This window comes from Amycolatopsis sp. (assembly GCF_035276945.1).
In the GTDB taxonomy this organism is placed as follows: Bacteria; Actinomycetota; Actinomycetes; order Mycobacteriales; family Pseudonocardiaceae; genus Amycolatopsis_E.
Genome location: NZ_DATELF010000171.1, coordinates 141,324 through 164,956, shown reverse-complemented (window position 1 = coordinate 164,956; position 23,633 = coordinate 141,324). Strand labels below are relative to the sequence as shown.

Below are 23,633 nucleotides of genomic sequence, written 5' to 3'. Positions count from 1 at the left end.
AAACCTGCCGTGCTGTCCGTTTCACCCAAGGCAGGAAATCGGGTTGGACAGCGTAGTCCTGTTTCGATATTGTGAACGTCAAGCGGAAAGTAACTTTCCGCATACTCGCCGTTCCGATCGGGGTGGAGTCGTGACTGATCAGCTCGTTTCTTCGACACGCTGTTCGCCCGGATCCCCGAGCTCGCGGCGGCCGTCGACGAACTCCCCTTCAAGAACGACGGAAACCTCTACGGCCTGCACGAGCTTCCTGTGACCTGGTGAGGAATTCAACGATGTCTCTCCCCATCACCCGTACCTGCCCGCACGCCCCGCACGCCGAACACGTCCGGCTGCGGGAGGAAGCGCCGATCTCCCGGGTCACCCTGCCCACCGGCAAGCAGGCGTGGGCGCTGACCCGGCTCGAGGACATCCGCGTCATGCTGACCGACCCCAGGTTCAGCGCCGACCGCACGAAGCCGGAGTTCCCGTTCCTGGTCAAGGAGCAGCAGCAGAGCGTAGGGCTGTTCAAGCGCTCGATCCTCTCGCTGGATCCGCCGGAGCACGGGCCGGTTCGTCGCGCCGTGGTCGGTGAGTTCACGGTCAAGCGCATGGCGGCGCTGCGACCCCACATCCAGGAGATCGTGGACGGACACGTCGACGCCATGCTCGCCGGACCACGGCCCGTCGACCTCGTCCAGGCGCTCTCGCTTCCGGTGCCGTCGCTGGTCATCTGCGAACTGCTCGGCGTCCCGTACCGCGACCACGACTTCTTCCAGACCCACTCGGCCAAACTGCTCGAGCGGCACGCCTCCGTGGCGGAACGCAGGGCCGCGGTCGACGGTCTCTGGACCTACCTCGACAAGCTGGTGACCGCGAAGGAGGCGGATCCGCCCGAGGATCTGCTCGGCAGGCTGATCGTCAAGCAGCGCGAGGAGAGGGCGCTCGACCACGAAAGCCTGGTTTCCATGGCGTTCGTGCTGCTGATCGCCGGGCACGAGACCACCGCGAACATGATCTCACTCGGCACGATCGGCCTGCTCGAACACCCCGAGGATCTGGCCGCGATCAAAGCGGATCCCGCGAAGACTCCCGGGGCGGTCGAGGAACTCCTGCGGTACTGGTCGATCGTCGACCTCGGCGTTTCCCGGCTGGCCAAGGAGGACATCGAGATCGGCGGCGTGCTGATCAAGACCGGCGAAGGGGTGCTGGCGCTGGCGAACATGGCCAACCACGACCCCGACGTCTTCGCCGACGCCATGTCACTCGACATCGGACGCGGGGCGCGGCACCACGTCGCCTTCGGTTTCGGCGCGCACCAGTGCCTCGGCCAGAACCTGGCCAGGCTCGAACTCCAGATCGTCTTCGACACCCTGTTCGCCCGTATCCCGGGCCTGAAGCTGGCGGTGCCAAGAGACGAAATACCGTTCAAGGACGACGCGAGCGTCTATGGTGTCTATGAACTCCCGGTGACTTGGTAGGGAACGCTATTCGAAACGTGTGACGGACAGCAACAGCGTACGGGGCCGGGGAGGCAGGACGCCGTCGCTGCCGGCCGGCGGCCGACAACGGACGTCCTGGGCTGTCTACCCGCACACGTGTTTTGAACACAGAGGAGAGAAATCATGCGGATAGTCGCGGACACGGACGTTTGTGTCGGCGCCGGCCAGTGTGTGCTCACCGACCCCGAGGTGTTCGACCAGAGCGAGGATGACGGCACGGTCATCGTGCTCGTCGAGCACCCGAAGGACCTCGGCAAGGCGGAGGAAGCCGTGCGCATCTGCCCCAGCGGCGCCCTCTCCCTGGTCGAGGATTGAATCCTTGGCAACGGCTTGCGTAGCGGTGCGGGTAGCGGAACCGCACCGTCATGCGGCCTACTGCACCGCGCCCATCGAAAGCTCACGGACGAGGTGGTTCTGCACGACCCATCACCGGTAGCGACGCGAGCAGGGCCGCGGCCGACAGCTGAGCCCGGTACAGACCCTCGCTGGTGATGAAGCCGACCAGGAACACCGGCACCGTGCCCGCGCGGGCCGCGGTGAGGTCGACCGCGGAGAAGAACTCGGTCCACGAGAAGATCACGCAGATCAGGGCGGTGGCCACCTTGTACAACAGGGTCGGCAGTTTCGCACCGTCGATGCGACCGGCTTCGATCATCTAGCCGGGCACCTCGAGGAAGAACGAGCGCATCATCCGGATCGCCAGCGGCAGGTTCATCGCCGTGTAGCAGGATGACCAGCGCCCACACGTTGTCCAGGCTGTGTCCTCTGTGAGATCACATCCAGCGGCGTGATCGCGGCGACGATCGGCAGCATCTTCGTGGACAGGAAGAAGCCGAGCGCCTTGCTCGTCTTCGGTACCGACGCGAGCGAGAGTGCGTAGGCCGCGGGCACACCCAGCAGGAGCACGATCAGCGTCGACAGCACCGTGACGAATCCGGAGTTCGCCAGGTAGGGCAGGAAACCGCGCTCGATGATCCCGGCGAACTGGGACAGCGTCGGCGAGAACAGCACCTTGGGGCGGGTCGGTGTAGGCGGGGGAACACGAACAGGATCGCGACCACCCAGGTAGCCGCGGTCAGCGCGGCGAGACCGAGCTTCCTCATCTGACCCCCTTGCTGACGTCGAAGGCGCGGGACATCAGGCGCAGCGCGAAGGTGGCCACGATCAGGGGCAGGATCACCACGATCACGCCCATCGCCGAGGACTCGCCGATGTCGAAGCCCTGGAAGGCGCGCTGGTAGATGTAGTACGGCAGGTTGGTGCTCGCGGTGTCGGGACCGCCCTGGGTCATCAGGAAGATCGCGTCGAGGTTCACGACGTAGATCGCGCCGAGCAGCGCGGCGAGCTACAAATGCCGGAGAACCAGGCGCGCGCGAAGATCACCGCAGCAACACGAACCTGCCTGCCAGCTCACGTGGTCGGGCAGGCGGTGGCAGTTCGCGGACGGAACGGCGACATATTCGGCGAACGCGCCGTCCACGGTGTCGCCGGTCGCGCCCCAGTTCTCGCACAGGTTGCCGCGGCCTGCCCGGCACGGACCGCAGTAGCCGCAGAACAGCGACGGGTCCACGGCCACCCGATCGCCGGCCTGCCAGCCGCCCGGCACGTCCGGCCCCAACTCGACGATCTCCCCGGCGAACTCGTGGCCGGGCACGATCGGATAGGGCGTCGGCGGGAAATGAGCGTCGGCGATGTGCAGGTCGGTGCCGCAGATGCCGCACGCTCCGACCCTGATCACGACTTGGCGCGGCCCCGGCACCGGATCGGCCTGCTCACCGACCCTGATCGAGCCCGGCTGATCAATGATCGCGGCGCGCATGCCCTCGCCCTTTCCGGCGCTCGAATGAGCACCTACACGACTGCGGTTATCGCCTTGTTGTCCCACCCAAGCATTGAAAGGCGCGCGCCTGCCACACGTCAATCAGAAGGGGTTGAGGCGCTCACATGAGCGGCCCGGGAGACGACGATCGGCGGGGCCGGTGAAGTCCCGCCGATCGTCGCAAGAGGGTCTGCCGGATCAGTAGAGAGCCGGGATGGCCGCGGTGACGGCGTCCTGGTTGGGCGTCGTCGTGCCGGGGCTCCCCCGGAAATCCGTCCACACGGGATGGAGCAGGAAGTCGGAGCCCATGACGGCGCCCGTGTAGTCACCGATGAACAAGCCCTGCAGCACGTCACCGGACACCGCGCCGATAGCCGGGAACTGGACCTGCGGGTTGGCCGTCTGCGTGGTGATCCGCCGGATCGGCGCCGCGGCCACGGACGAGCCCCAGCCCACCGTGTACGCGTAGTCCAAGCCGATACCCTTCGGGTCATACGAGCGGGTATAGAAGGTGACCGCCACCCGGTTGCCGAACACGGCCACAGCCGGGAACACCTCGTCCGCCACGCCGTGGATGACCGACGGCTTCGACCACGGCCCGCCCGCGACGGCGTCGGACACAATCACGTCGCCCTGGGTCTTGACCGACTTGCCCGTCCCGTCGTACTGGCCGTTGCGGTCGTCGGCCCAGGTCACCCAGAGGTGGTTGACGGTCCGGTCGTAGGCCAGCTGCGGGAAGCTGTCGATCCGGAAGTTCTCCCCGGTCAGCGAGCTGTCGCCGGTGTCTTCGTTGACCGGGAAGTCATAGTCGGTCGCCACTTCCTTGTTCTGGAAGCTGCGGCCGCCATCTCGCGAGGTGGCCAGCACGATCGCGTCATGGTCGCTCTTTTGGTCGCAGGCCGCGGTCGCGCACACCGACGACTCATACGCCACGTAGAGCGTTCCGTCGTTGGCCACCTGCGGGCTCGTGCCCGTGCCGAAGGAGGTGATTCCGCCGGTGAAACCGCTCATCGACGGGGAAATTCGCACCGGTCCGGACCAGGTACGGCCGAAGTCGTGGGACGTGGACGCGACCACCGGTGATTCGACAAAGTTCCCGGCCGAGTCGTAGGTGAACTGGGTCCAGGTGACATAGACCGTGCCGCTCCGGGGATCCGCGGCGATCCACTCCTTGTCGTTGAAGATCGACGTCGGGGCCGGGGTGCCCTGTGGTGTGACCCCGTCCAGGCGCAGGATTACCGGATCACCCCAGCTCAGGCCGCCGTCGTGGGACACCGACACGGCGATGCCGCTGGCCTGCTGCTGGTTGGCAGGCACGTCGGCGCGGCTGAACACGAGGTTCGAGTAGTAGACCGTGCCGTGCGGGCCGAACGCGATCGCCGGGTCCCCCGCGGAGTCCATGTAGGACAGTGCGCCGGCCGCCCCGGTCTGGTAGACGAGGTGCGGCAACTGCACGTCCTTCCAGGTCTGGCCACCGTCGAAGGTGGTGTAGGCGTAGCCGGATGCATCGTTTCGGTTCTCCCGCGCGTTGAACACCCGGTAGTCGTTCGCACCGGCGACCAGGTTGCGCGGGTTCTCGGGATTGACCGCGATCGGCGTCTCGTTCTGTGCGGAACCACAGCCGGCTTGGGCACCGACCGGAACTGTGGTGTCCCCGCTGATCATGTCCACGTTGGGAAACAACGGACGATACGGGCTGGGTTTCCCGAGATAGCTCTGGCACAGCGCGGAAACGGCGGGCTCATCGCCGAGATCGTCGTCACCACCCTCCGCGAAACGCTCTTTCAGCAACGGATTGTGTGGCATCCCACCAGTGGCCGCCGCGGCCGGTGTCCCGGCGGCCAAGACGGCGAGCACGGACAAAAGGGCGAGGAAAAGGCCTCGCCGTGACCATGGTCTTTGCACCCGAATTCCTCCCGAAAACCGCCTCGAAAAATCGCACCAAATCCTAGACCGGCCGGGAACCGACTTTTGGACTGACTTTTCGGACATAACTGGCGGCGCGATGCGGCCATTCGGCCGATTGAGCCTGGAGGCGGCAGCTCTACAGAAGGACGGGCAACGAGTCGACTCCGTACACAATGGACGTTTGACGGTAGGAAAGCTTGTCGGGGGCGACGACCAGGCGCAGCTGGGGGAAACGCCGGACCAGCGCCGGATACGCGGCGCGAAGCTCCATGCGGCCGAGTTCGGCTCCCACGCACCGGTGCGCGCCCCACCCGAACGCCAGGTGCGGCGCCGCGTCCCGGGCGGGATCGACCAGGTCCGGGTCCTCGCCCATCGCGGCGGCGTCGCGGTTCGCCCCGCTCAGCGACACGAACACGATGTCCCCCGGCTCGATCCGCGCACCGCCGACCTCGACGCGCTCGCTGGCGAAACGCGGGAACGCGACCTGAACCACGGTGAGATACCGCAGCAATTCCTCGACGAACGGCTCGATCGCCTCGTCGTCCCGGCGGATCAGGTCGAATTGTTCCCGGTCGCGCAGCAGCACGACGGCGCCCAGCGCCAGCATGCTCGCCGTTGTCTCGAAACCACCGGTGAGCACGCCGTCAGCGAGTCCGGCCAGCTCCCGGTCGTCGATCTCGTCACCGTGCTCCTTGATGAGCATGCCGAGCAAGCCGTCCCCTGGCGACTCGCGCTGCTTCGCCACGACCTTCAGCAGGTAGGCCAGTGATTCCGATATCGCGCCGAAGGACGCGCCGACCCCGGCGAAGAGATCGAACCGCGCCATGCTGTGCCGCTGGAAGTCGGCGCGGTCCTCGTAGGAGACGCCGAGCAGTTCGCAGATCACCAGCGACGGGATGGGCAGAGCGAACTCCTGCATCAGGTCGACCGGCCCGTCGGCGGCCGCCATCGCGTCGAGCCGTTCTTCGACCACGGCGTGGATCCGGGGGGTGAGCCGGGACAGCCTGCGCATGGTGAATTCCGGCGCCAGCAGCTTGCGCAACCGGGTGTGGTCCGGTGGGTCCGCGAAGCCGAGCCCGCCCGGGTTCTGCTCCGCGGACATCGCCGTGGTGCCCATCAGGTTCGTGTAGTCGTTGCTGAACTTGCCGGTCGCGACCAGCACTTCCCTGGCTTCCGCGTACCCGGTGACCAGCCACGCCCGCAGCCCGAACGGCAGTGGCAGCCGGCTCACCGGCTCGGTCGCCCCCAACTCGGGGACCGGGTCGAGGCTCCTCCGCCGCAACGGCATCAGCGTGGAGCCGGGCAGCAGCGAAAGCAGGTCGACACCCTTTTTCAGCTTTCGCTCGAGGTACTTGCGCCCAGCCCAGGTGAGGATGCGGGAGCGAACATCGGCCATACGGCGGATGTTACCCGGGCAGGGCTGAGAACCGGCCTGTCGGCTCCAGCCGAAGCGTTTCCGAAATACCGTTGACAGGCGCGGCCCATTCGGTCTCGACCTCTTCCGGCCATTCCGGTGTCCCAGCGAGAAGATCGAGATGACGGCGAGTGCCGGAATAGGACGCGAGTCACACGAACACGCTCGCCACACCGGCAGTTGCGGGCCGTTTCGAACCAGCTGTGCAGCTCGGCCCCGGCGCTGGGGCCGAGGAGTACCAATCGGTGCAGCTAGCCGTAGAAGACGGCACGCTCGACAACACTCCATGTGTTCGTAACCAGCAGGTACAGGCCGGCCGCGAGCGGGACGACCGCCGCCACCAGCATGGTGCCGTACGGCAGCAGGCGCAGCGCCGCGGGTCCCGGCCCGTGCTTCGCCTGCCACCGTGCCGAAACCCAGGCGACCACGGCCAGCAGCGCGAACAACCCCAGGAACACCCACTGGTGTGGTCCGGCGGTGAGGAAGTGCTGGCCGAGCGGCGCGCCCAGCAGGGTTCCGTCGAGCAGGGTGTTCGCCTGGCCGCTCACCATCGACGAGCTGAACAACCGGTACAGCACCATGAAGAACGGGATCTGCACGAGCATCGGCAAGCAGCCGGCGAACATCGAAGTCCCGGATTCCTGCTGAAGCCGGGCTATTTCGGCATGCAGGCGTCGCGGGTTGTCGCGATAGCGCTCCCGCAGCCGTTGGATGCGCGGCATCAACTTGGCGCGAGCCTTGTCGCCGCGGGCGGCGGCCGCGCCCAACGGCAGCAGGAGCACGCGCACACAAACGGTGAACACGACGATGGCGAGCGCGACCCCGGTCGCCGAAGCGAGCCAGGTCACAACGTGATAGGCAGCGGAAACGGGCAGGTCGAGAAACACGGATACTCCAAAGAGAAAGATATGGGAAAAAACCGAATCAGTCCGTGTTCGTTCGACCCGGCGCCCGGGGGCGGCTGCGACCCGGCGCGCCCGGATCCCGCAACCGGAGAAAGGCCGTGTGCCTCGACCTTTCCCGCAACGCGACGCCCTTGACCCGCACGGGTGCGGTCGCGATGTCGATCCGCTGGACGGCGACGACCACGACCAACCCGGCAGCCAGCACCGACGCGATCGCGAGCATCGCGGCCGGGTTCATGAAGAGGTCTCCCGGGACTGTGTTCAGCGCCAGGACGACCGTCCACAACCCCATGGGCACTCCGCCACAATACCGCTCTCGTGCCACCGAACGTGGAACTCACGCGCCGAGTGAAACTCGCGCGGGCACGGGTGGACAAGGTTTGGTACTTCAACAACGGCGTCGACGGCACAAAGGCGGGAACGAAGTCAGGATGTCCAGGACCTGCTTTGCCCGCCTGAGGGCACAAGGCGGCACGGCGAACGCCGAACTCGCGCGCACCGAAAGCCGAACTCGCGCGCACCGAAAGCCCGACTCGCGCGCACTGAAAGCCCGACTCGCGGCGTGAGGTAAGGGCTACAGCTGGTTGACGGCGGTGACGCGGAGGACGGCCGAGCCGGCTTCGTCGGAGGCGGCGAGGTCGACCTCCGCGCTGATGCCCCAGTCGTGGTGGCCCGACGGATCGTCGAAGATCTGGCGGACCCGCCACGCCTCCGACTCCTTTTCGATGATCAGCAGCGCGGGGCCGCGGGCGTCGGGGCCGGTGCCGATTTCATCGTGTTCCTCGAAGTACTCCTCCAGCGCGGCTTCCCACTCGACGGCGTCCCAGCCGGACTCCGCGTCGAGCGCGCCAAGCTCCTCGTACGCGCGCCGCGCGGCCAGCTCCACCCGCCGGAACAGCTCGTTGCGGACCAGCACACGGAACGCGCGCTCGTTCCCGGTGACCGGTGGGGGTCCCTCGGGCAGGACGGGTGCCGGCCCCGCCTCGGTGGGGTGGCGCAACGCCTCCCACTCGTCGAGCAGGCTCGAGTCCACCTGGCGCACCAGTTCGCCGAGCCACGCGATCAGGTCCTGCAACGGCTCCGTCTTCGCCTCGTCCGGCACGGTGTGGCGCAGCGCGTCGTAACAGTCGGCGAGATAACGCAGGACCAGTCCTTCGGACCGCGCCAGCGAATAGAAATTGATGTACTCGACGAAGTTCATCGCGCGCTCGTACATGTCACGCACGACGGATTTCGGGGACAGCTCGTAGTCGGCGACCCACGGATGCCCCTGCCGGTACCGTGAATACGCCGCGTTCAGCAGCTCTTCCAGCGGTTTGGGATAGGTGACCTCATCGAGCAGCGCCATCCGCTCGTCGTATTCCATGCCCTCGGCCTTCATCGCGGCGACGGCCTCGCCCCTAGCCTTGAACTGCTGTTGCGAAAGCACCGGCCGAGGGTCGTCCACGGTAGACTCGATGATCGAGACCACGTCGAGCGGGTAGACCGGCGAATCAGGGTCGAGCAGTTCGACGGCCGCCAGCGCGAACGGTGAAAGCGGCTGGTTCAGCGCGAAGTCGAACTGCAGGTCCACGGTCAGCCGGACGGTCCTGCCCTCCTCGTCGGGCTCGTCCAGCCGCTCGACCACACCCGCGGCCAGCAGCGCGCGGTGGATCGCGATCGCCCGCCGGATGTGCCTGCGCTGCGCCGGCCGGTCCTCGTGATTGTCCTCCAGGAGATGCCGCATGTGCTCGAAAGCGTTTCCCGGCCGGGAGATCACGTTCAGCAGCATCGAGTGGCTGACCTGGAAACTGGACGAAAGCGGCTCGGGCGGAGACGAAATGAGGCGCTCGAAGGTGCTCTCCGTCCAGTTCACGAAACCCTCGGGCGCCTTCTTCCGGACGATCTTGCGTTTCTTCTTCGGATCGTCGCCCGCCTTTTCCAGCGCCTTGGCGTTCTCGATCACGTGGTCAGGGGCCTGGACCACCACATAGCCGTCGGTGTCGAATCCCGCGCGGCCGGCGCGGCCCGCGATCTGGTGGAACTCGCGCGCCTTGAGGTGCCGCTGGCGCACCCCGTCGTACTTGGTCAGCGCCGAGAACACGACCGTGCGGATCGGCACGTTGATGCCGACGCCGAGGGTGTCCGTCCCGCAGATCACCTTCAGCAGCCCGGCCTGGGCCAGTTGCTCGACCAGCCTGCGGTACTTCGGCAGCATGCCGGCGTGGTGCACCCCGATCCCGTGCCGCACCAGCCGGGACAGCGTCTTGCCGAACCCCGCCGAGAACCGGAAGTCGCCGATCATCTCGGCGATGGCGTCCTTCTCCGCCCGGCTGGTCACGTTGATGCTCATCAGCGCCTGCGCGCGCTCCACCGCCGCCGCCTGCGAGAAATGCACCACGTAGACCGGCGCCTGCCCACCGTGCAGCAACTCGGTCATGGTTTCGTGCAACGGGGTCAGCGCGTAACGGTAGGTCAGCGGCACCGGGCGCTGCGCGGAGGTGACCACGGCGGTGGGCCTGCCGGTCCGGCGGGTGAGGTCCTTTTCGAAGAAAGACACATCACCCAAAGTGGCCGACATGAGCACGAACTGAGCCTGCGGCAGCCCCAGCAGCGGCACCTGCCACGCCCAGCCGCGGTCGGGTTCGGAGTAGAAGTGGAACTCGTCGGCCACCACCTGGCCCACCGGGGCCTTCGCACCGAACCGCAACGCGATGTTCCCCAGGATTTCGGCCGTGCAGCAGATGATGGGGGCGTCGGGATTGACGTTGGAATCCCCGGTCATCATGCCGACGTTGTCCGCCCCGAAGATGTCGATCAGCGAGAAGAACTTCTCGGAGACCAGCGCCTTGATCGGCGCGGTGTAGAAACTGCGCCTGCCCTTCGCCAGCGCGGTGAGGTGCGCAGCGACCGCGACCAGGCTCTTTCCGGAACCGGTCGGGGTGGAGAGGATGACGTTGGCCCCGGAGACGACCTCGATCAGCGCCTCTTCCTGCGCAGGGTACAACTCGATACCGCGTTCGGCCGACCACCGCGAGAATGCCTCGAAGAGGTTGTCCGCGTCAGGTTCCGCTGGTAGGAGATCAGTGAGTGCCATTATGTTCCTATCGTGCCAGCCGGCGTGGGTGTCGTCGCGGGCGCGGGCGGAAACCCGTAGGCTTCGCACACACAGGTGGTAATCCGGAGGGCTGGAATGGCACAGGACATCGTCCCGATCGAACTCGGGCTGCCGCAGGGGGACCTGGTCACCCTCTGGGCCCCGCGCTGGCGGGAGGACGGTGAGGAGTGGGAGGCCTTCCTCGGCGACGACGAAGACCTCTACGCCTTCCCCGACGCCGCGCATCTGGCCGCGTTCATCCGGACCGCGGAGCAGCACGACCTCATCGACCACCCGGCCTGGCACGCGGTGCCCGCGCTCAACGTCCCGGAGCTGATCCCGGACGACGACCACTCCTACGACCTGGTCGGCGTGCCGGAGCTGGTGGCCGAGGACCCGGACACGTGGACGATCAGCGAACTGGCGGAGATCATCGGCATCGTGCGCTCGCTGGCCGACGTGTGCGAGCTCGACGAGGTGCACGAGGTGCTGGACGGCACCGAGGCGTTCTCGCTGCTCCACCAGGGCCGCCTGCCGTTCACCGGCCGGGACGGCGAGCGGCTGTGGGCCGACCTGTCCGAGGCGGTCTCGGAGAAGTGGGACACCGTGCTCGACGCGATCGACGCGCTGGTCACCGTCCCCGACGTGGACGCCGGGGTCCTCGAGCAGACCGCCGAGGAGCTGGCGGCCTTCCTCGAGGAGTCGGCCGAGGCGGAGGCCGGCGTCGAGAACGAGGGCGGCAGGCTGGACGAAGACCTCGCCGAGGCCGAGGAAGACGAAGAGGACGAGGACGAGGTCCCGGCCGGGTTCTGGGGCGAGGCCGGGATCGACCCCATCAAGATCATCACCGCGGACAAGGAGTACTACACCCTGCGGTGCTACCTCGACGACGAGCCGATCTTCCTCGGCAGCGAGGGCCAGATCGACGCGTACACCTCGCCGAAGGCGCTGGCGCGTCAGCTGGCCGACGGGAGCTCCTTCGCCGGCACCGACCTCGCCGAGGTGTCCACCTGGCCCGAGGTGCTGGCCAAGGCCACCGCCGGTGAGCTCGAGATCGACGTGGACGCCGACAACACCTACGTGCTGGCCGGCCTCGCCGAGGACCTGGCCGAGAGCATCGACGCGATCGACCCGACCCAGCTCGAACTGGCCGTCGAACTGCTCACCGACGCGGCCGACTGGGCGGGCGACGACAGCGTGTCCACCGCACTGTCGTCTTCGGAGAGTCTGGGCTGGCTGGTGTCGTTCGTGCTGCGGCCCGACCCGAACCGGCTCGCGCCCAGCCCGCCGTTCGACACCGAGCAGAGCGAGTGGCGCAAGCTCGTGGAAACCTTCGAAAACCGCCTCCGTATGCACTAACTGGTGTTTCCGGCCTGGGCTGTGTAGCGGCGCAAGCTGCGTGGCACACAGCGAGCGGCTCCGCCGCTTCGCGGCACAACCTAGCCGCGTTCGGCGCGGACCGGGGTCAGGCCGATGGCCAGCACCGGGAAGATCGCGGCGACGGCGAACGCGAGCGCGTACCGTGAGTCGCCGATGACCAGGCCGAGCAGCGGTGGGGTCAGCGAGGCGGCCACGTTCTGGGCCGTGTTCTGCGCGCCCATCGCCCGGCCCGCCCAGGAGATGCCGGCGAGCTCGGCGGACGCGGTGAAACCGAGCCCGTTGTCGGCCACGGTGATCACCGCGGCGAAGACGAGCGCGAGCAGCACCAGCCACGGCCAGCTCATGTCGCCGACGGCAACCAGCAGCATGACCGCCGCGCTCGCCACGGCCAGTTGCCGCATCGGCCGAAGGCGGCTGCCCACGCGGTCGGACCAGTAACCGGACCCGAGCCTGCCCGCGGCGCCGAGTACCTGGACCGCGCCGAGGAACCAGCCCGCCGCCGTCGGGCCCCAGTGCCGCACCGACACCAGGTACACCGGGGCGAACGCCGACACGGCGAACTGCGGAACCACCAGCAGCGCGCTGGCCCCGTGCAGCCGCCACAGCGCCGGCCGCCGGTAGGGAGACCGTGCCTTCGACTCGGGTGTGCCGGCCTGCTTCGGCGGGCGCGGCGGGTCGACGACCAGCCATGCCACCAGCGCGGCGACCACGAGCGCGAGGCCGGCCAGGAACAGGATGGCCGCGTGAAACCCCCAGCGCTGTGCCAGCGGTGGCAACGTGAGCGCGGCGACGCCGACGCCGAGCGGCTGTGCGGTCTGCCGGATGCCCATGGCCATCCCGCGCTCGGCTGGTGAGAACCAGCCCAACACCGCCCGGCCGCTGGCCGCGTTGACGCTCGCCGCGCAGGCGCCCGCGAGCAGGAAGAGCGCGAACTCGAGCCCGGGTGAAGCCGCGCTGACCCCCGCGACCACCAGTAACACCCCTGAGCCGCCCAGCCCCAGCGCCATCACCAGGCGCTCGCCGTACCGGTCCGCCGCCGCGCCCCAGGCGATCAGGGTGAACAGCAGCCCGATGCTGGGCGCGGCGACGACGGTGCCCGCTTCGGCGAGCGACCGGCCGTGCATGGACGGGACGAGGAATGGGATGCCGTAGAGGAACGAGCAGCTCGCCGTCTGCGCGGCGTGGCCGAGCGCGAGGATGCCCCACCGGCGCTTGCTCCGCGTACCCGCCGTGATCGTCCCAGCCATTCACTCATCCCAATATATGAGAAACTTCTCCTATATGTTGGACTTTACTTGTCACGGCTAACCTTCGGCAAGGTGTTTTCGCCGCCGAAGGGAACTCAGCCGAGCAAAGGCGCGTAGCCGGGCTTGATGACGTTGTTGATCAGGTCGAGCCGGCGATCGAAATCGAGGAACGCGGACTTCATCGCGTTGAGCGTGAACCACTGGACATCCGCCCAGTCATAGCCGAACGCCTCGGCGAGCGCGGCGAACTCGCTCGACACGGTGCAACCGCTCATGAGCCGGTTGTCCGTGTTCACCGTCACCCGGAAGCGCAGCCGGGCCAGCAATCCGACCGGGTGGTCGGCGATCGACGCGGCCGCACCGGTCTGCACGTTGGACGACGGGCAGATCTCCAGCGGGATGCGCCGGTCGCGCACGTAGCCGGCGAGCCTGCCCAGGTGCACGGTTCCATCCGGATCGGACTTGATGTCGTCCACGATGCGCACGCCGTGCCCCAGCCGCTCGGCGCCACAATGCTGAATGGCTTCCCAAATCGAAGCGAGCCCGAACGCCTCCCCGGCATGAATGGTGAAATGCGCGTTGTTGGTCCGCAGATATTCGAAGGCGTCGAGATTGCGGGTGGGCGGGAATCCGGCCTCGGGGCCCGCGATATCGAACCCGGCCACCCCGGCGTCCCGGTACCGCACGGCGACCTCGGCTATCTCGGCCGCCCTGGCGTGCTGACGCATCGCACACAGCAGCGTGCCGATCCGGATCGGCCTGCCCTGCTCGGCCGCCCGGCGCGCCCCCTGGTCGAACCCTTCCTGGACGGCCTCCACCACGGCCTGGAGGGTCAGGCCCCGCTCGACGAACAACTCCGGTGCGTAACGGACCTCGGCATAGACCACGCCGTCCGCGGCCAGGTCTTCCGCGCACTCCGCGGCAACCCTGACCAGCGCCTCCTCGGTCTGCATGACACCGCAGGTGTGCGCGAAGGTCTCCAGGTAGGACTCCAGCGATCCCGAATCCGCGGCCTCGCGGAACCACCGGCTCAGCTCACCGACGTCGGTGGTCGGCAGGCCAGCGTACCCGACGGTGTCGGCCAGCTCGATCACCGTCCCGGGACGCAGGCCGCCGTCGAGGTGGTCGTGCAACAGCACCTTGGGCACCTTACGGATGTTCTCCAAGGTCAGAGGCGGGGTATCAGACATGACCCAACGGTACCGGCGGCTTCGGTGAAGGGCTCCGAGTGCGAGTGTCAACCCTCTGCTTTGTAACAACAGTGCGGCGAAGTAGTTTTTACGGGGGCCATACCGGCAGCAATTCCGCAATGGTTAAGCTTCGCCCAACGTCCCTTCTCCTCCCCGCCGACGAAGGACCGCGCCGTGACCACTGAAAACCAAATTGGAGCCCCGTCCTTCGACCGCATGCGCAACATGCTGGTGCGCGCGGCCGAAGTCCGGGAGAGCGAGCAGCAGCAGATCTTCGACGCCCTCGACGACATCTACGCCCGCCTGGCGCCGGTGGACTCCCTGGGCGCGGTGCGGAAGCGGCTGTCGGAGCTGCCGGACCGGACCGAGGTCAGCGTCCTCGCCGAGCGGCTGGACGAGGCCATGTCCAAGCTCGAAGCGCAGGACAACGCGCTCGCGGGCCTGGCTCGCGCGGTGGAGAGCATCGTCGACAAGCTGGCCAAGCCGTTCGCCCAGCTGGACGGGCGCCTCGACGGTGTGGCGGCCCGGTTCGAAGGTGTCGCCGGGCGGATGGACGGCCTCGAGGACAAGCTGGAGAGCATCCACCGCCGCCTCGACGAGCTGAACGGGCACCTGGACAAGCAGGACAGCAAGCTCGACGCGCTGCCCGCGGCCGTGCACGGCCCGGTCAAGGAGCGCATCGAACTGACCGAGGCCACCTTGCGGGACCGGGTCGACTCCAGCGGCGCCGACCTCAAGTCGCGCATCGAGGCGCTGGACGGCGCCACCCGCGAGCGGATCGACTCGACCGGCCAGGCGCTGCGCACCGCGCTCGAGGAGACCGGCGAGATGGTCGACGCCTCCGAGCGGCTCAACGGACTGTCGGGGAGGCTGGACCAGATCACCAGCCGCCTCGACGACCTCTCCAGCCGCATCGACACCGTGGAGAACGGGGTCACCACCCAGTTCGGCGACCTGGGCGGCACCGTGCGGAGCGCGCTCTCGCGGGTCGAGGACACCCTCGCCGTCCAGCCGGACACCGACTCGGTGTCTTCGATCATGCGCAAGCACAACGAGGAGTCCGAGCGGCGGATCGGCGGCCAGCTGGACGAGGCCATGGCGACCTTCGCGGAGCTGATGCTGGGCGGCGGCCCCGCCGTCCCGCAGATCGCCGCGCCCACCCCGGCCCAGCGCCAGCCGCGGCGGGCCCGCAACGGCCGGGCCCCCAAGGCCGCCGAAGTCAAGAAGGCGGACGGCGAGGAAACCGCTGAAGGCTAGCGCAGGATTTCCAGCACGAGGCCCTCGCCGGTGGAGGCGGGGGCTTCGTCGTCCGCGGAGATCGTGAAAGCGCTCTCCAGGGCCTTCAGCGCCGACGGGACGGCCCCGGGAGTGTCGGTGTGGAGTTCCAGCAGCGGCTGACCGGCCACGACGGCGTCGCCCGGCTTGGCGTGGCAGAGAATGCCCGCCGCGTGCTGGACCGGGTCCCCGCGGCGGGCTCGTCCGGCACCGAGCCGCCATGCGGCCAGTCCCACGGAACAGGCGTCCAAGGTCGAGAGCACCCCGTCCTGGGACGCTTCCACGACCTGGACGTGCCGGGGCGTGGGCAGCGGCGCGTCCGGGTCCCCGCCCTGGGCAAGGATCATCCGGCGCCAGGTCCGGTAGGCGGCCCCGGAAGCCAGCACTTCGACGGGATCCACTGTGGACAGTCCGGCGAGCGCGAGCATTTCCCGCGCCAGGGTCAGGGTGAGCGACACGACGTCGGCCGGTCCCCCGCCCTGGAGCACCTCGACCGCCTCCGCGACCTCCACCGCGTTGCCGACGGCACGCCCCAGCGGGGTGCCCATGCCGGTCAGCACGGCGGTGGTCGAGACACCGTGTGCGGTGCCGATTTCGACCAGCGTGCGGGCGAGTTCCCTGGCCTGGTCCGGGGTTTTCATGAACGCGCCGGACCCGGTCTTGACGTCCAGCACCAGCCCGGACGACCCCTCCGCGATCTTCTTGCTCATGATCGAACTCGCGATCAGCGGAATCGACTCGACCGTGCCGGTCACGTCCCGGAGGGCGTACAGCTTCCGGTCCGCCGGTGCCAGCCCCTCGGTCGCCGCGCACACCACCGCGCCGACCTCGTCCAGCTGCCGCACGATCTCGACGGTCGACAGCTCGGCCCGCCAGCCCGGAACGGACTCCAGCTTGTCCAGCGTGCCCCCGGTGTGCCCGAGCCCGCGCCCGGACAGCTGCGGCACGGCCGCACCGCACGCGGCGACCAGCGGTGCCAGCGGCAACGTGATCTTGTCGCCGACGCCGCCCGTGGAGTGCTTGTCCACGGTCGGCCGTGAGACGTCGAGCGTGAGCCGTTCCCCGGAGTCGATCATCGCGCCGGTCCAGGCCACGATCTCGCCGGCGTCCATGCCCCGCAGGAAGATCGCCATCGCCAGCGCCGCCATCTGCTCCTCCGCGACCACCCCGCGGGTGTAGGCGTCGACCACCCACGCGATCTGCTCCCCGGTCAGCCGCCCGCCGTCCCGCTTGGCACGGATGACGTCCACGGCCGCGAAGCTCACGGGAGATCCTCGGGGCCGAAGGCGTCCGGCAGCACCGAGGACATCGGCAGGATTCCGGACGGGGTGTCGACGAGGCAGTCGGGCCCGCCGAGTTCGTACAGCACCTGACGGCAGCGCCCACACGGCATCAGCAACTCACCGGAACCCGACCGGCACGCGACCGCGACCAGCCGCCCACCGCCGGACATCCGCAGTTGCCCGGCCATCGTGCACTCCGCGCACAGCCCGAGCCCGTACGAGGCGTTTTCGACGTTGCAGCCCTCGACGATCCGGCCGTCGTCGACCACCGCGGCCGCCCCGACCAGCAGTCCCGAATAGGGCGCGTATGCCTTTCGTGCCGCCTCGACCGCCCGGTCCCGAAGCGCCTTCCAGTCCACACCGGACACTTTCAGCCCCCTTCACCGCGCCGGTACCGAGCGCCGCCCGCCCGCGGCGGCCGCAACCGCTGGGATGCCGCGGCGAGCACGATCAGGGTCACGAAGTGCGCGGTGTACGGGGTGAGGTCGCTCGGCAGGTCGTCGTTGGCCCAGTAGATCCAGTACAGCACTCCCGCGCCGACCACACCCAGCGCGGCCGCGACCCACTGTCGCCGGATCAACTGCACCACGACCAGCACCGCGAGCAGCAGCACCAGCCCGTACATCAGCGCCAGCACGGCCTTCCCGCCGCCGGAAAGCCGCAGCCCGTCCGCGTAGCCGAACAGCGCCGCGCCACCGAGCAGCCCGCCGGGGCGCCAGTTGCCGAAGATCATCGCCGCGAGGCCGATGTAACCGCGGTTGTTGGTCTGGTTCTCCAGGTAGCCACCGCCACCGGCGAGCAGCACCAGCGAGGCGCCACCCATCCCGGCCAGCCCACCGGAGACCAGCACCCCGAGGTACTTGTACCGGTACACGTTGACGCCGAGCGACTCGGCGGCCACCGGGTTCTCGCCGCAGGACCGCAGCCGCAGCCCGAACCGGGTCCGCCACAGCACCAGGTAGCTCACCGGCACCAGCAGGACCGCGATCATCGTCAGTGGCGCCACCCCGGTGACCAGGCCGTTGATCAGCCCGGCCACGTCCGAGACGCCGACCCGCTGCTGCTTTTCCAGCCCGCTCAACCAGTCCGAGAGGAAGGTCGCGGAATAGGTGTCGAAGGTCGGCACCGGTGGCGACTGGCGGGGATTGCCGGACAGCGGCTGGAAGATCAGCGTCGACAGGTACTTCGCGACCCCGAGGCCGAGCAGGTTGATCGCGACACCGGACACGATGTGGTTGACGTTGAAGGTCACCGTCGCCACCGCGTGCAGCAGCCCGCCCAGCGCGCCGAACACGATCGCGGCGCCCAGCCCGGCCCACACCCCGCCGTGGTAGGCGCCCCAGGCCGCGCCCCAGGTACCGAGGATCATCATACCCTCGAGGCCGATGTTGACCACACCCGAGCGTTCGGACCACAGGCCGCCGAGCCCGGCCAGCAGGATCGGCAACGCCAGCCGCAGCGCGATCTGCGAGGTGTTCGTCGAGGTCAGCGTGTTGACGCCGGTCAGATACGACGCCGTGGACAGCACGGCGACCACGCCGACCGCCCACAGCACGCCACGCGCCCAGCCGGGCAGCCGCCGCTTCGGCGGCGTCGACGGCACGGTCAGCGGGGCGGCGGCCGAGTCGGTGACGACCATCAGATCGCACCCCCTTCGCTCACGCTCGCGGGCCTGCCGGCGAGCGCGCGGCCCACCCGGCGCTGCATCGCGGCCAGGTCGGCGCGCCGGACCACCTCGTAGGCCACGACCACGGACAGTACGATGGCGCCCTGCATGATCGTCGCGATCTCCTTCGGCACGTTCACCTGCTCCAGCGAGACCGCCGACTTGTCCAGGAACGCCCACAGCAGCGCGCCGAGCGCGATACCGCCGGGATGGTTCCTGCCGAGCAAGGCGACCGCGATCCCGGTAAAGCCGTACCCCTGGGTCGACGTGATCGCGTAGCTGTAGTCGCGGCCCAGCAGTTCCGGCAGGGCGATCAGCCCGGCCACCGCCCCGGACAGCAGCATCGCGATCAGCGTCATCCGCTTCGCGCTCACCCCGCCCGCGGCCGCGGCCGTCGCCGACTCGCCGCTGGCCTTGAGCTCGAACCCGAACCGGGTCCGGTTCAGCATGAACCAGTAAGCCAGACCGATCACCACCGCGATGAACGCGAAGCCGAACAGCGTCGCGCCCCCGAGCGGCAGGCCCGGCACATGGCCCGAAGCGGGGATCGGCTGCGTGCGCAGGTTGTTCCCGGTGAGCACGCCGAACTGCGCCGGATTGATCAGGAAGGCCACGATCCCGCTCACGATGGCGTTGAGCATGATCGTCGAGATGACCTCGCTGACGCCGCGCGTCACCTTCAGGATCGCGGGCAACGTCGCGTACAGCGCGCCGGAAAGCAGCGCGATCAGGATGATCACGACGGTGTGCAGCACCGGCGGCAGCCGCAGCGCGCCACCGGCGATCGCCGCGACCACCGCGGCGAACCGGTACTGGCCCTCGACCCCGATGTTGAACAGGTTCATCTGGAACCCGATGGCCACCGCGAGCCCGGACAGGTAGTAGACCGTGGCCAGGTTCACGGTGTCCACCGCGGTGGTCCCCTTGAACAACTGGCCGACCATCGTGCCGTAGGCCCGCAACGGGTCGGCACCGGAGATCAGCAGGGCGACCGAGCAGATCAGCACCGAGAAGACGATCGCCAGCAACGGCGGAAGAACCTTGGTACGCCAGGAAGTCATGCCGCTCCCGTCATCGCCGAGCCCAGTTCCTGCGGGGTGACGGTCGCCGGATCGGCCTTGCTGACCAGACGGCCCCGCAGGATCACCTGGATCGTGTCGGACAGCCCGATCAGCTCGTCGAGATCCGCCGATATCAACAGCACCGCCAGGCCGTCGCGTCTGGCCGCGCGGATCTGTTCCCAGATCAGCGCCTGTGCGCCGACGTCCACCCCGCGCGTGGGATGTGAGGCGATCAGCAGCACCGGGTCGCCGGAAAGCTCCCGCCCCACGACGAGCTTCTGCTGGTTCCCGCCGGACAACGCGGCCGCCGGCACGTCGATGCCCGGCGTGCGGACGTCGTAGTCACGCACGATCCGCTCGGTGTCGCGGCGTGCCCCGCCGATGTCGAGCAACTGTCCTTTTGAGACCGGTTCGCGGGACTGGTAGCCGAGAATCCGGTTGAGCCACAACGGTTGCGTGAGCAGCAGCCCGTGCCGTGTGCGGTCCTCGGCGATGTAGCCGATACCCGCCTCGCGGCGGGCGAGGGTACCGAGGCGAGTCAGCTCGTGGGCGCGGCCGTCCGCGTCGACCAGTTGGATCGTGCCCGCGCCGGCCCTGCGCATCCCCATGATCGTCTCGACCAGTTCGGTCTGCCCGTTGCCCTCGACACCCGCGATGCCCAGCACCTCGCCCGCGTGCACGGTGAACGAGACGTCGTCCAGCACCGCGCGCGCGGAGCCTTCCGTTTCCAGCCGCAACGCCGAAACCCGGAGCACTTCGCGATCGGTCACAGTGGACTCTCGTGTCTCCGGGCTGGGCAGCTCGGAGCCGACCATCATCTCCGCCAGTTCGCGCGAGCTGATCTTCTTCGGGTCCGCCGTGCCGACCGTGGTGCCCCGGCGGATCACCGTGACCGTGTCGGCGATCGCGCGCACCTCGTCGAGCTTGTGCGAGATGAAGATGAAGGTGAAACCCTGCGCCTGCATGCCGCGGACCGTCGCGAACAGCGCATCGACCTCCTGCGGCACCAGCACGGCGGTGGGCTCGTCCAGGATCACGATCCGGGCACCCCGGTAGAGCACCTTCATGATCTCCACCCGCTGCCGGTCCGCCACGCCGAGGCTTTCCACCAGCGTGCCCAGCGGCGCGCGCAGGCCAGTCTGTTCGGCCAGCTCGGTCAGCTTCGCGGACACCGACCGGCCGATGCCGTGCAGTCTTTCGGCGCCCAGCAGGATGTTCTCGCGTACGGTCAGGTTGTCGGCGAGCATGAAATGCTGGTGCACCATGCCGATCCCGGCGCGGATCGCGTCCTGCGGGTTGCGCAGCTTCAACTGCCTGCCGTTGACCGAGATGGTGCCCTCGTCGGGCTGCTGCATCCCGTAGAGGATCTTCATCAGGGTCGACTTGCCGGCCCCGTTCTCGCCGCACACCGCGTGCACCTCGCCCGCGTGCACGATCAGGTTGACATCGGAGTTGGCGACCACGCCGGGGAACCGTTTGGTGATCCCGGACAGCTCGACAACCGGTTGTGGAGTGCTCATACGGCTCCCGGACGGCGGAAGGGGCTCGGGAAGGGTTGCTTCCCGAGCCCCGCACCTCGCTGCTGGTACTACGGTGTGGTGGCGACGGTGATCTTGCCTTCGATGATCTGCTGCTTGTAGCCCTCGAGCGCCGGCACGATGTCGTCGATCTTGCCGCCGGAGGTGGCGTAGCCGACACCGCCCGCCTTGAGGTCGAAGCGCTTGGGCAGCGAGCCCAGCGTGTTCGTCGCGACCGCCATGAGGTAGTCGTAGACGGCCACGTCCACCCGCTTGAGCATGGACGTGATGATCACGTCCTTCGACGCCGCCACGGTCTTCTGGTTGTACTGGTCGGAGTCGACGCCGATGGCCAGCGCGTTGGCCGACTTCGCCGCCTCGAACACGCCCTTACCGGAGGCGCCCGCCGCGTGGTAGACGACGTCGGCGCCCTTGCTGATCTCGGCCGCGGCGACCACGTTGCCCTTCGCCGGGTCCTGGAAGCCGGAGAAGTCACCGGCCGGGGTCAGGTACTCGTTCTCGATGACGACCTTGCTCGAGGCCGCCTTGGCGCCCTGGTCGAAACCGGCCTGGAACTTCTGGATCAGCGGGGTGTTCACGCCGCCGACGAAACCGACGTGGCAGTTCTTGCTCTTGTAGACGGCGGCGACGCCGACCAGGAACGAGCCCTGCTCCTCGGAGAACACCAGCGGGGTCACGTTCGGCAGGGTGACCGAGTCGTCGTCGATGATCGCGAACTTGGTGTTCGGGTACTTGCCCGCGATCGCCTTGACCGCGTCCGCGTAGGCGAAGCCGACCGCGACCACCGGGTTGTAGCCGTTGGTGGCGAGCTGGGTGAGTCGCTGCTCCTTGGCGGCCTCGTCCTCGTTCGCGCCCGCCGTGCTCTCGCTGACGTCCTTGATCCCGAAGTCCGTTTTGGCCTTGTCGATCCCGGCCGCCGCCGCGTCGTTGAACGACGCGTCCCCGCGACCGCCGATGTCGAACGCGAGCCCGACGCGCATACCGCTGGCGTCCACTTTGGCGCCCGACGCGCTCGAAGACGTCGACGAGCCCGACGCGGCCGGAGCGGTGGACGTGACGCAGGACCCGGCCGCGGCGTTGTTGTTGCCGCCCCCTCCGCTGCCGGAGTCCTTGGCACATCCCGCCAGCGCGAGCACACCGGCCATCGCCGTGGCCAAGAGCGTCGTTCTACGCACGCTGCGTCTCCCTCCCCCGCTGTGTTCCAGCGGACTGAAAAGCGGCCGGCTCACGTGGCCGGGCTCGACTGGCGAACCGTACCCGCCCGTGAAGAACGCGCCACACCGAAGGCGGCGTGCGTAACCTAAATGTTTGCTTGCGCGACAAATGCGAGCCAGTTTGGTCACCCTGAGTAGCAAGCTGTGGGTTGAGTGACATGAGCCACTGAGATGACCATGCAGAGTGTCTGGTCGATCACAGACACCAACCCGAGAGTGAGTGGGCAGGTCCAGGCGGGTTTAGCATCCCAGGTATCCAAGCTCGTTGAATTCACGAGTCCAACCATGACGTTGGAGGCCGTACACCGATGTCCACCACGGCTAGCACCGCCGAAGAGGCGGCGGCGAGCGATCGGGCTGGCGCCTCACGCCGGAAAGGGACCTTTTACCGGGGTGACCCCGGCATGTGGTCCTGGGTCCTGCACCGCATCACCGGCGTGCTTACCTTTTTCTTCCTGTTCGTCCACGTGCTCGACACCGCGCTGGTCCGGGTTTCGCCGGACACCTACAACCAGGTGATCGAGACCTACAAGACCCCGATCGTCAACCTCCTGGAGGTCGGCCTGGTCGGTGCGGTGCTCTACCACGCGCTCAACGGCATCCGGGTCATGCTCGTCGACTTCTGGTCGAAGGGCACCCGGTACCAGAAGCCAATGCTGTGGGCGATCGTCGTGATCTGGGTCGCCGTGATGATCCCCGGCGCGATCGCGATGCTCTGGCGCACGGCGTCGACGCTGTTCGGAGGCGGGCACTGATGGCGAACGAAACCCTCGCGCTCGACAAGCCGCGGTCCCCGCGCCGCCCAGCCGCGCGGCGGAGCAACTTCGAGCTCTACAGCTGGCTGTTCATGCGGATCTCCGGCCTCGCGCTGGTCATCCTCGTGCTCGGCCACCTGTTCATCATGAACATCCTCGACGGCGGCGTGCACCGCATCAACTTCGGTTTCGTCGCCGGCCGGTGGGCCTCGCCGTTCTGGCAGTTCTGGGACCTGGCGATGCTGTGGCTCGCGGAGATCCACGGTGGCAACGGGCTGCGCACGATCATCGACGACTACGCGCGCAAGGACTCGACGCGGTTCTGGCTGAAGATCCTGCTGTACGTGGCGATGGCGATCATCCTGTTCGTCGGCACACTGGTGATCTTCACCTTCGACCCGAACATCGCCGGCAGCTAGACCCA

Annotated in this window: 19 protein-coding genes and 3 pseudogenes; 6 read left to right on the top strand and 16 right to left on the bottom strand. The window is 68.1% G+C overall.

The genetic code is table 11. The features are described from left to right. Positions 1-272 precede the first annotated feature (272 nt). Together VJT49_RS31295 and VJT49_RS31290 are read left to right on the top strand one after the other, a co-directional pair. The gene (locus VJT49_RS31295; protein ID WP_324168565.1) at positions 273-1,457 is read left to right on the top strand and encodes a cytochrome P450; all 1,185 of its coding nucleotides are present in this window, start codon (positions 273-275) and stop codon (positions 1,455-1,457) included. A gap of 144 nt (positions 1,458-1,601) precedes the next feature. Next, on the top strand, positions 1,602-1,793 hold the full coding sequence (locus VJT49_RS31290; RefSeq protein ID WP_324168564.1) for a ferredoxin: 192 nt from the start codon (positions 1,602-1,604) through the stop codon (positions 1,791-1,793). Between the two features lie 57 nt (positions 1,794-1,850). Here VJT49_RS31290 and VJT49_RS31285 read toward each other — a convergent pair. The 8 genes and pseudogenes from VJT49_RS31285 to VJT49_RS31250 all read right to left on the bottom strand — a co-directional run bounded on the left by VJT49_RS31285 (position 1,851) and on the right by VJT49_RS31250 (position 10,600). After that, positions 1,851-2,581, bottom strand: a pseudogene (locus VJT49_RS31285) (carbohydrate ABC transporter permease). After that, a pseudogene (locus VJT49_RS31280) lies at positions 2,578-2,823 on the bottom strand (sugar ABC transporter permease); the annotation flags it as partial. The pseudogenes VJT49_RS31280 and VJT49_RS31285, both read right to left, overlap by 4 nt. A gap of 48 nt (positions 2,824-2,871) precedes the next feature. Beyond that, positions 2,872-3,297, bottom strand: a pseudogene (locus VJT49_RS31275) (alcohol dehydrogenase catalytic domain-containing protein); the annotation flags it as partial. Positions 3,298-3,495: 198 nt separating this feature from the next. Next, positions 3,496-5,154 (bottom strand): sialidase family protein, encoded by a 1,659-nt coding sequence (locus VJT49_RS31270; protein ID WP_324168563.1) that lies wholly within the window; start codon positions 5,152-5,154, stop codon positions 3,496-3,498. 187 nt (positions 5,155-5,341) lie between these two features. After that, positions 5,342-6,601, bottom strand: a complete 1,260-nt coding sequence (locus VJT49_RS31265) for a cytochrome P450 (RefSeq protein WP_324168562.1) — start codon at positions 6,599-6,601, stop codon at positions 5,342-5,344. Between the two features lie 269 nt (positions 6,602-6,870). Further along, positions 6,871-7,506, bottom strand: coding sequence for a YidC/Oxa1 family membrane protein insertase (locus tag VJT49_RS31260; protein ID WP_324168561.1), 636 nt, complete (start codon positions 7,504-7,506; stop codon positions 6,871-6,873). A 37-nt stretch (positions 7,507-7,543) separates the two neighbouring features. Beyond that, the gene (locus VJT49_RS31255; protein ID WP_324168560.1) at positions 7,544-7,816 is read right to left on the bottom strand and encodes a DUF6412 domain-containing protein; all 273 of its coding nucleotides are present in this window, start codon (positions 7,814-7,816) and stop codon (positions 7,544-7,546) included. 282 nt (positions 7,817-8,098) lie between these two features. Further along, complete coding sequence (locus tag VJT49_RS31250; protein WP_324168559.1) at positions 8,099-10,600, bottom strand: DEAD/DEAH box helicase; 2,502 nt, start codon at positions 10,598-10,600, stop codon at positions 8,099-8,101. Positions 10,601-10,696: 96 nt separating this feature from the next. Between VJT49_RS31250 and VJT49_RS31245 the strand changes: the two genes are divergently transcribed. Continuing rightward, a complete protein-coding gene (locus tag VJT49_RS31245) occupies positions 10,697-11,959 on the top strand; it encodes a primosomal protein (protein WP_324168558.1) in 1,263 nt (420 codons plus the stop codon). 80 nt (positions 11,960-12,039) lie between these two features. On the opposite strand, the gene VJT49_RS31240 is transcribed toward VJT49_RS31245, so the two are convergent. Then, positions 12,040-13,227: an MFS transporter gene (locus VJT49_RS31240; protein WP_324168557.1), complete on the bottom strand. Its 1,188-nt coding sequence runs from the start codon at positions 13,225-13,227 to the stop codon at positions 12,040-12,042. Between the two features lie 95 nt (positions 13,228-13,322). Beyond that, entirely contained in the window at positions 13,323-14,417 is a 1,095-nt protein-coding gene (locus VJT49_RS31235) for an adenosine deaminase (protein ID WP_324168556.1), read from the bottom strand. A 174-nt stretch (positions 14,418-14,591) separates the two neighbouring features. Between VJT49_RS31235 and VJT49_RS31230 the strand changes: the two genes are divergently transcribed. Next, a complete protein-coding gene (locus VJT49_RS31230; RefSeq protein ID WP_324168555.1) occupies positions 14,592-15,674 on the top strand; it encodes a PA containing protein in 1,083 nt (360 codons plus the stop codon). Here the strand turns inward: VJT49_RS31230 and VJT49_RS31225 are convergent. From VJT49_RS31225 to VJT49_RS31200, 6 genes are all read right to left on the bottom strand, one after another. Further along, a complete protein-coding gene (locus VJT49_RS31225) occupies positions 15,671-16,957 on the bottom strand; it encodes a thymidine phosphorylase (protein ID WP_324168554.1) in 1,287 nt (428 codons plus the stop codon). The genes VJT49_RS31230 and VJT49_RS31225 overlap by 4 nt on opposite strands. Next, the gene (locus VJT49_RS31220) at positions 16,954-17,343 is read right to left on the bottom strand and encodes a cytidine deaminase (RefSeq protein ID WP_324168553.1); all 390 of its coding nucleotides are present in this window, start codon (positions 17,341-17,343) and stop codon (positions 16,954-16,956) included. Before VJT49_RS31220 ends, VJT49_RS31225 begins: the two co-directional genes overlap by 4 nt. Positions 17,344-17,345: 2 nt before the next feature. Beyond that, positions 17,346-18,614, bottom strand: coding sequence for an ABC transporter permease (locus VJT49_RS31215; RefSeq protein WP_324168552.1), 1,269 nt, complete (start codon positions 18,612-18,614; stop codon positions 17,346-17,348). Beyond that, positions 18,614-19,702, bottom strand: a complete 1,089-nt coding sequence (locus VJT49_RS31210) for an ABC transporter permease (protein WP_324168551.1) — start codon at positions 19,700-19,702, stop codon at positions 18,614-18,616. The genes VJT49_RS31215 and VJT49_RS31210 overlap by 1 nt, the downstream gene beginning before the upstream one ends. Further along, positions 19,699-21,222, bottom strand: coding sequence for an ABC transporter ATP-binding protein (locus tag VJT49_RS31205; RefSeq protein ID WP_324168550.1), 1,524 nt, complete (start codon positions 21,220-21,222; stop codon positions 19,699-19,701). The genes VJT49_RS31210 and VJT49_RS31205 overlap by 4 nt, the downstream gene beginning before the upstream one ends. Before the next feature lie 68 nt (positions 21,223-21,290). Then, the gene (locus VJT49_RS31200; protein WP_324168549.1) at positions 21,291-22,415 is read right to left on the bottom strand and encodes a BMP family ABC transporter substrate-binding protein; all 1,125 of its coding nucleotides are present in this window, start codon (positions 22,413-22,415) and stop codon (positions 21,291-21,293) included. A gap of 347 nt (positions 22,416-22,762) precedes the next feature. Between VJT49_RS31200 and sdhC the strand changes: the two genes are divergently transcribed. Together sdhC and VJT49_RS31190 are read left to right on the top strand one after the other, a co-directional pair. Beyond that, a complete protein-coding gene (sdhC, locus tag VJT49_RS31195; RefSeq protein ID WP_324168548.1) occupies positions 22,763-23,209 on the top strand; it encodes a succinate dehydrogenase, cytochrome b556 subunit in 447 nt (148 codons plus the stop codon). Continuing rightward, positions 23,209-23,628, top strand: a complete 420-nt coding sequence (locus VJT49_RS31190; RefSeq protein WP_324168547.1) for a succinate dehydrogenase hydrophobic membrane anchor subunit — start codon at positions 23,209-23,211, stop codon at positions 23,626-23,628. Before sdhC ends, VJT49_RS31190 begins: the two co-directional genes overlap by 1 nt. The last annotated feature ends 5 nt before the right edge of the window (positions 23,629-23,633 follow it).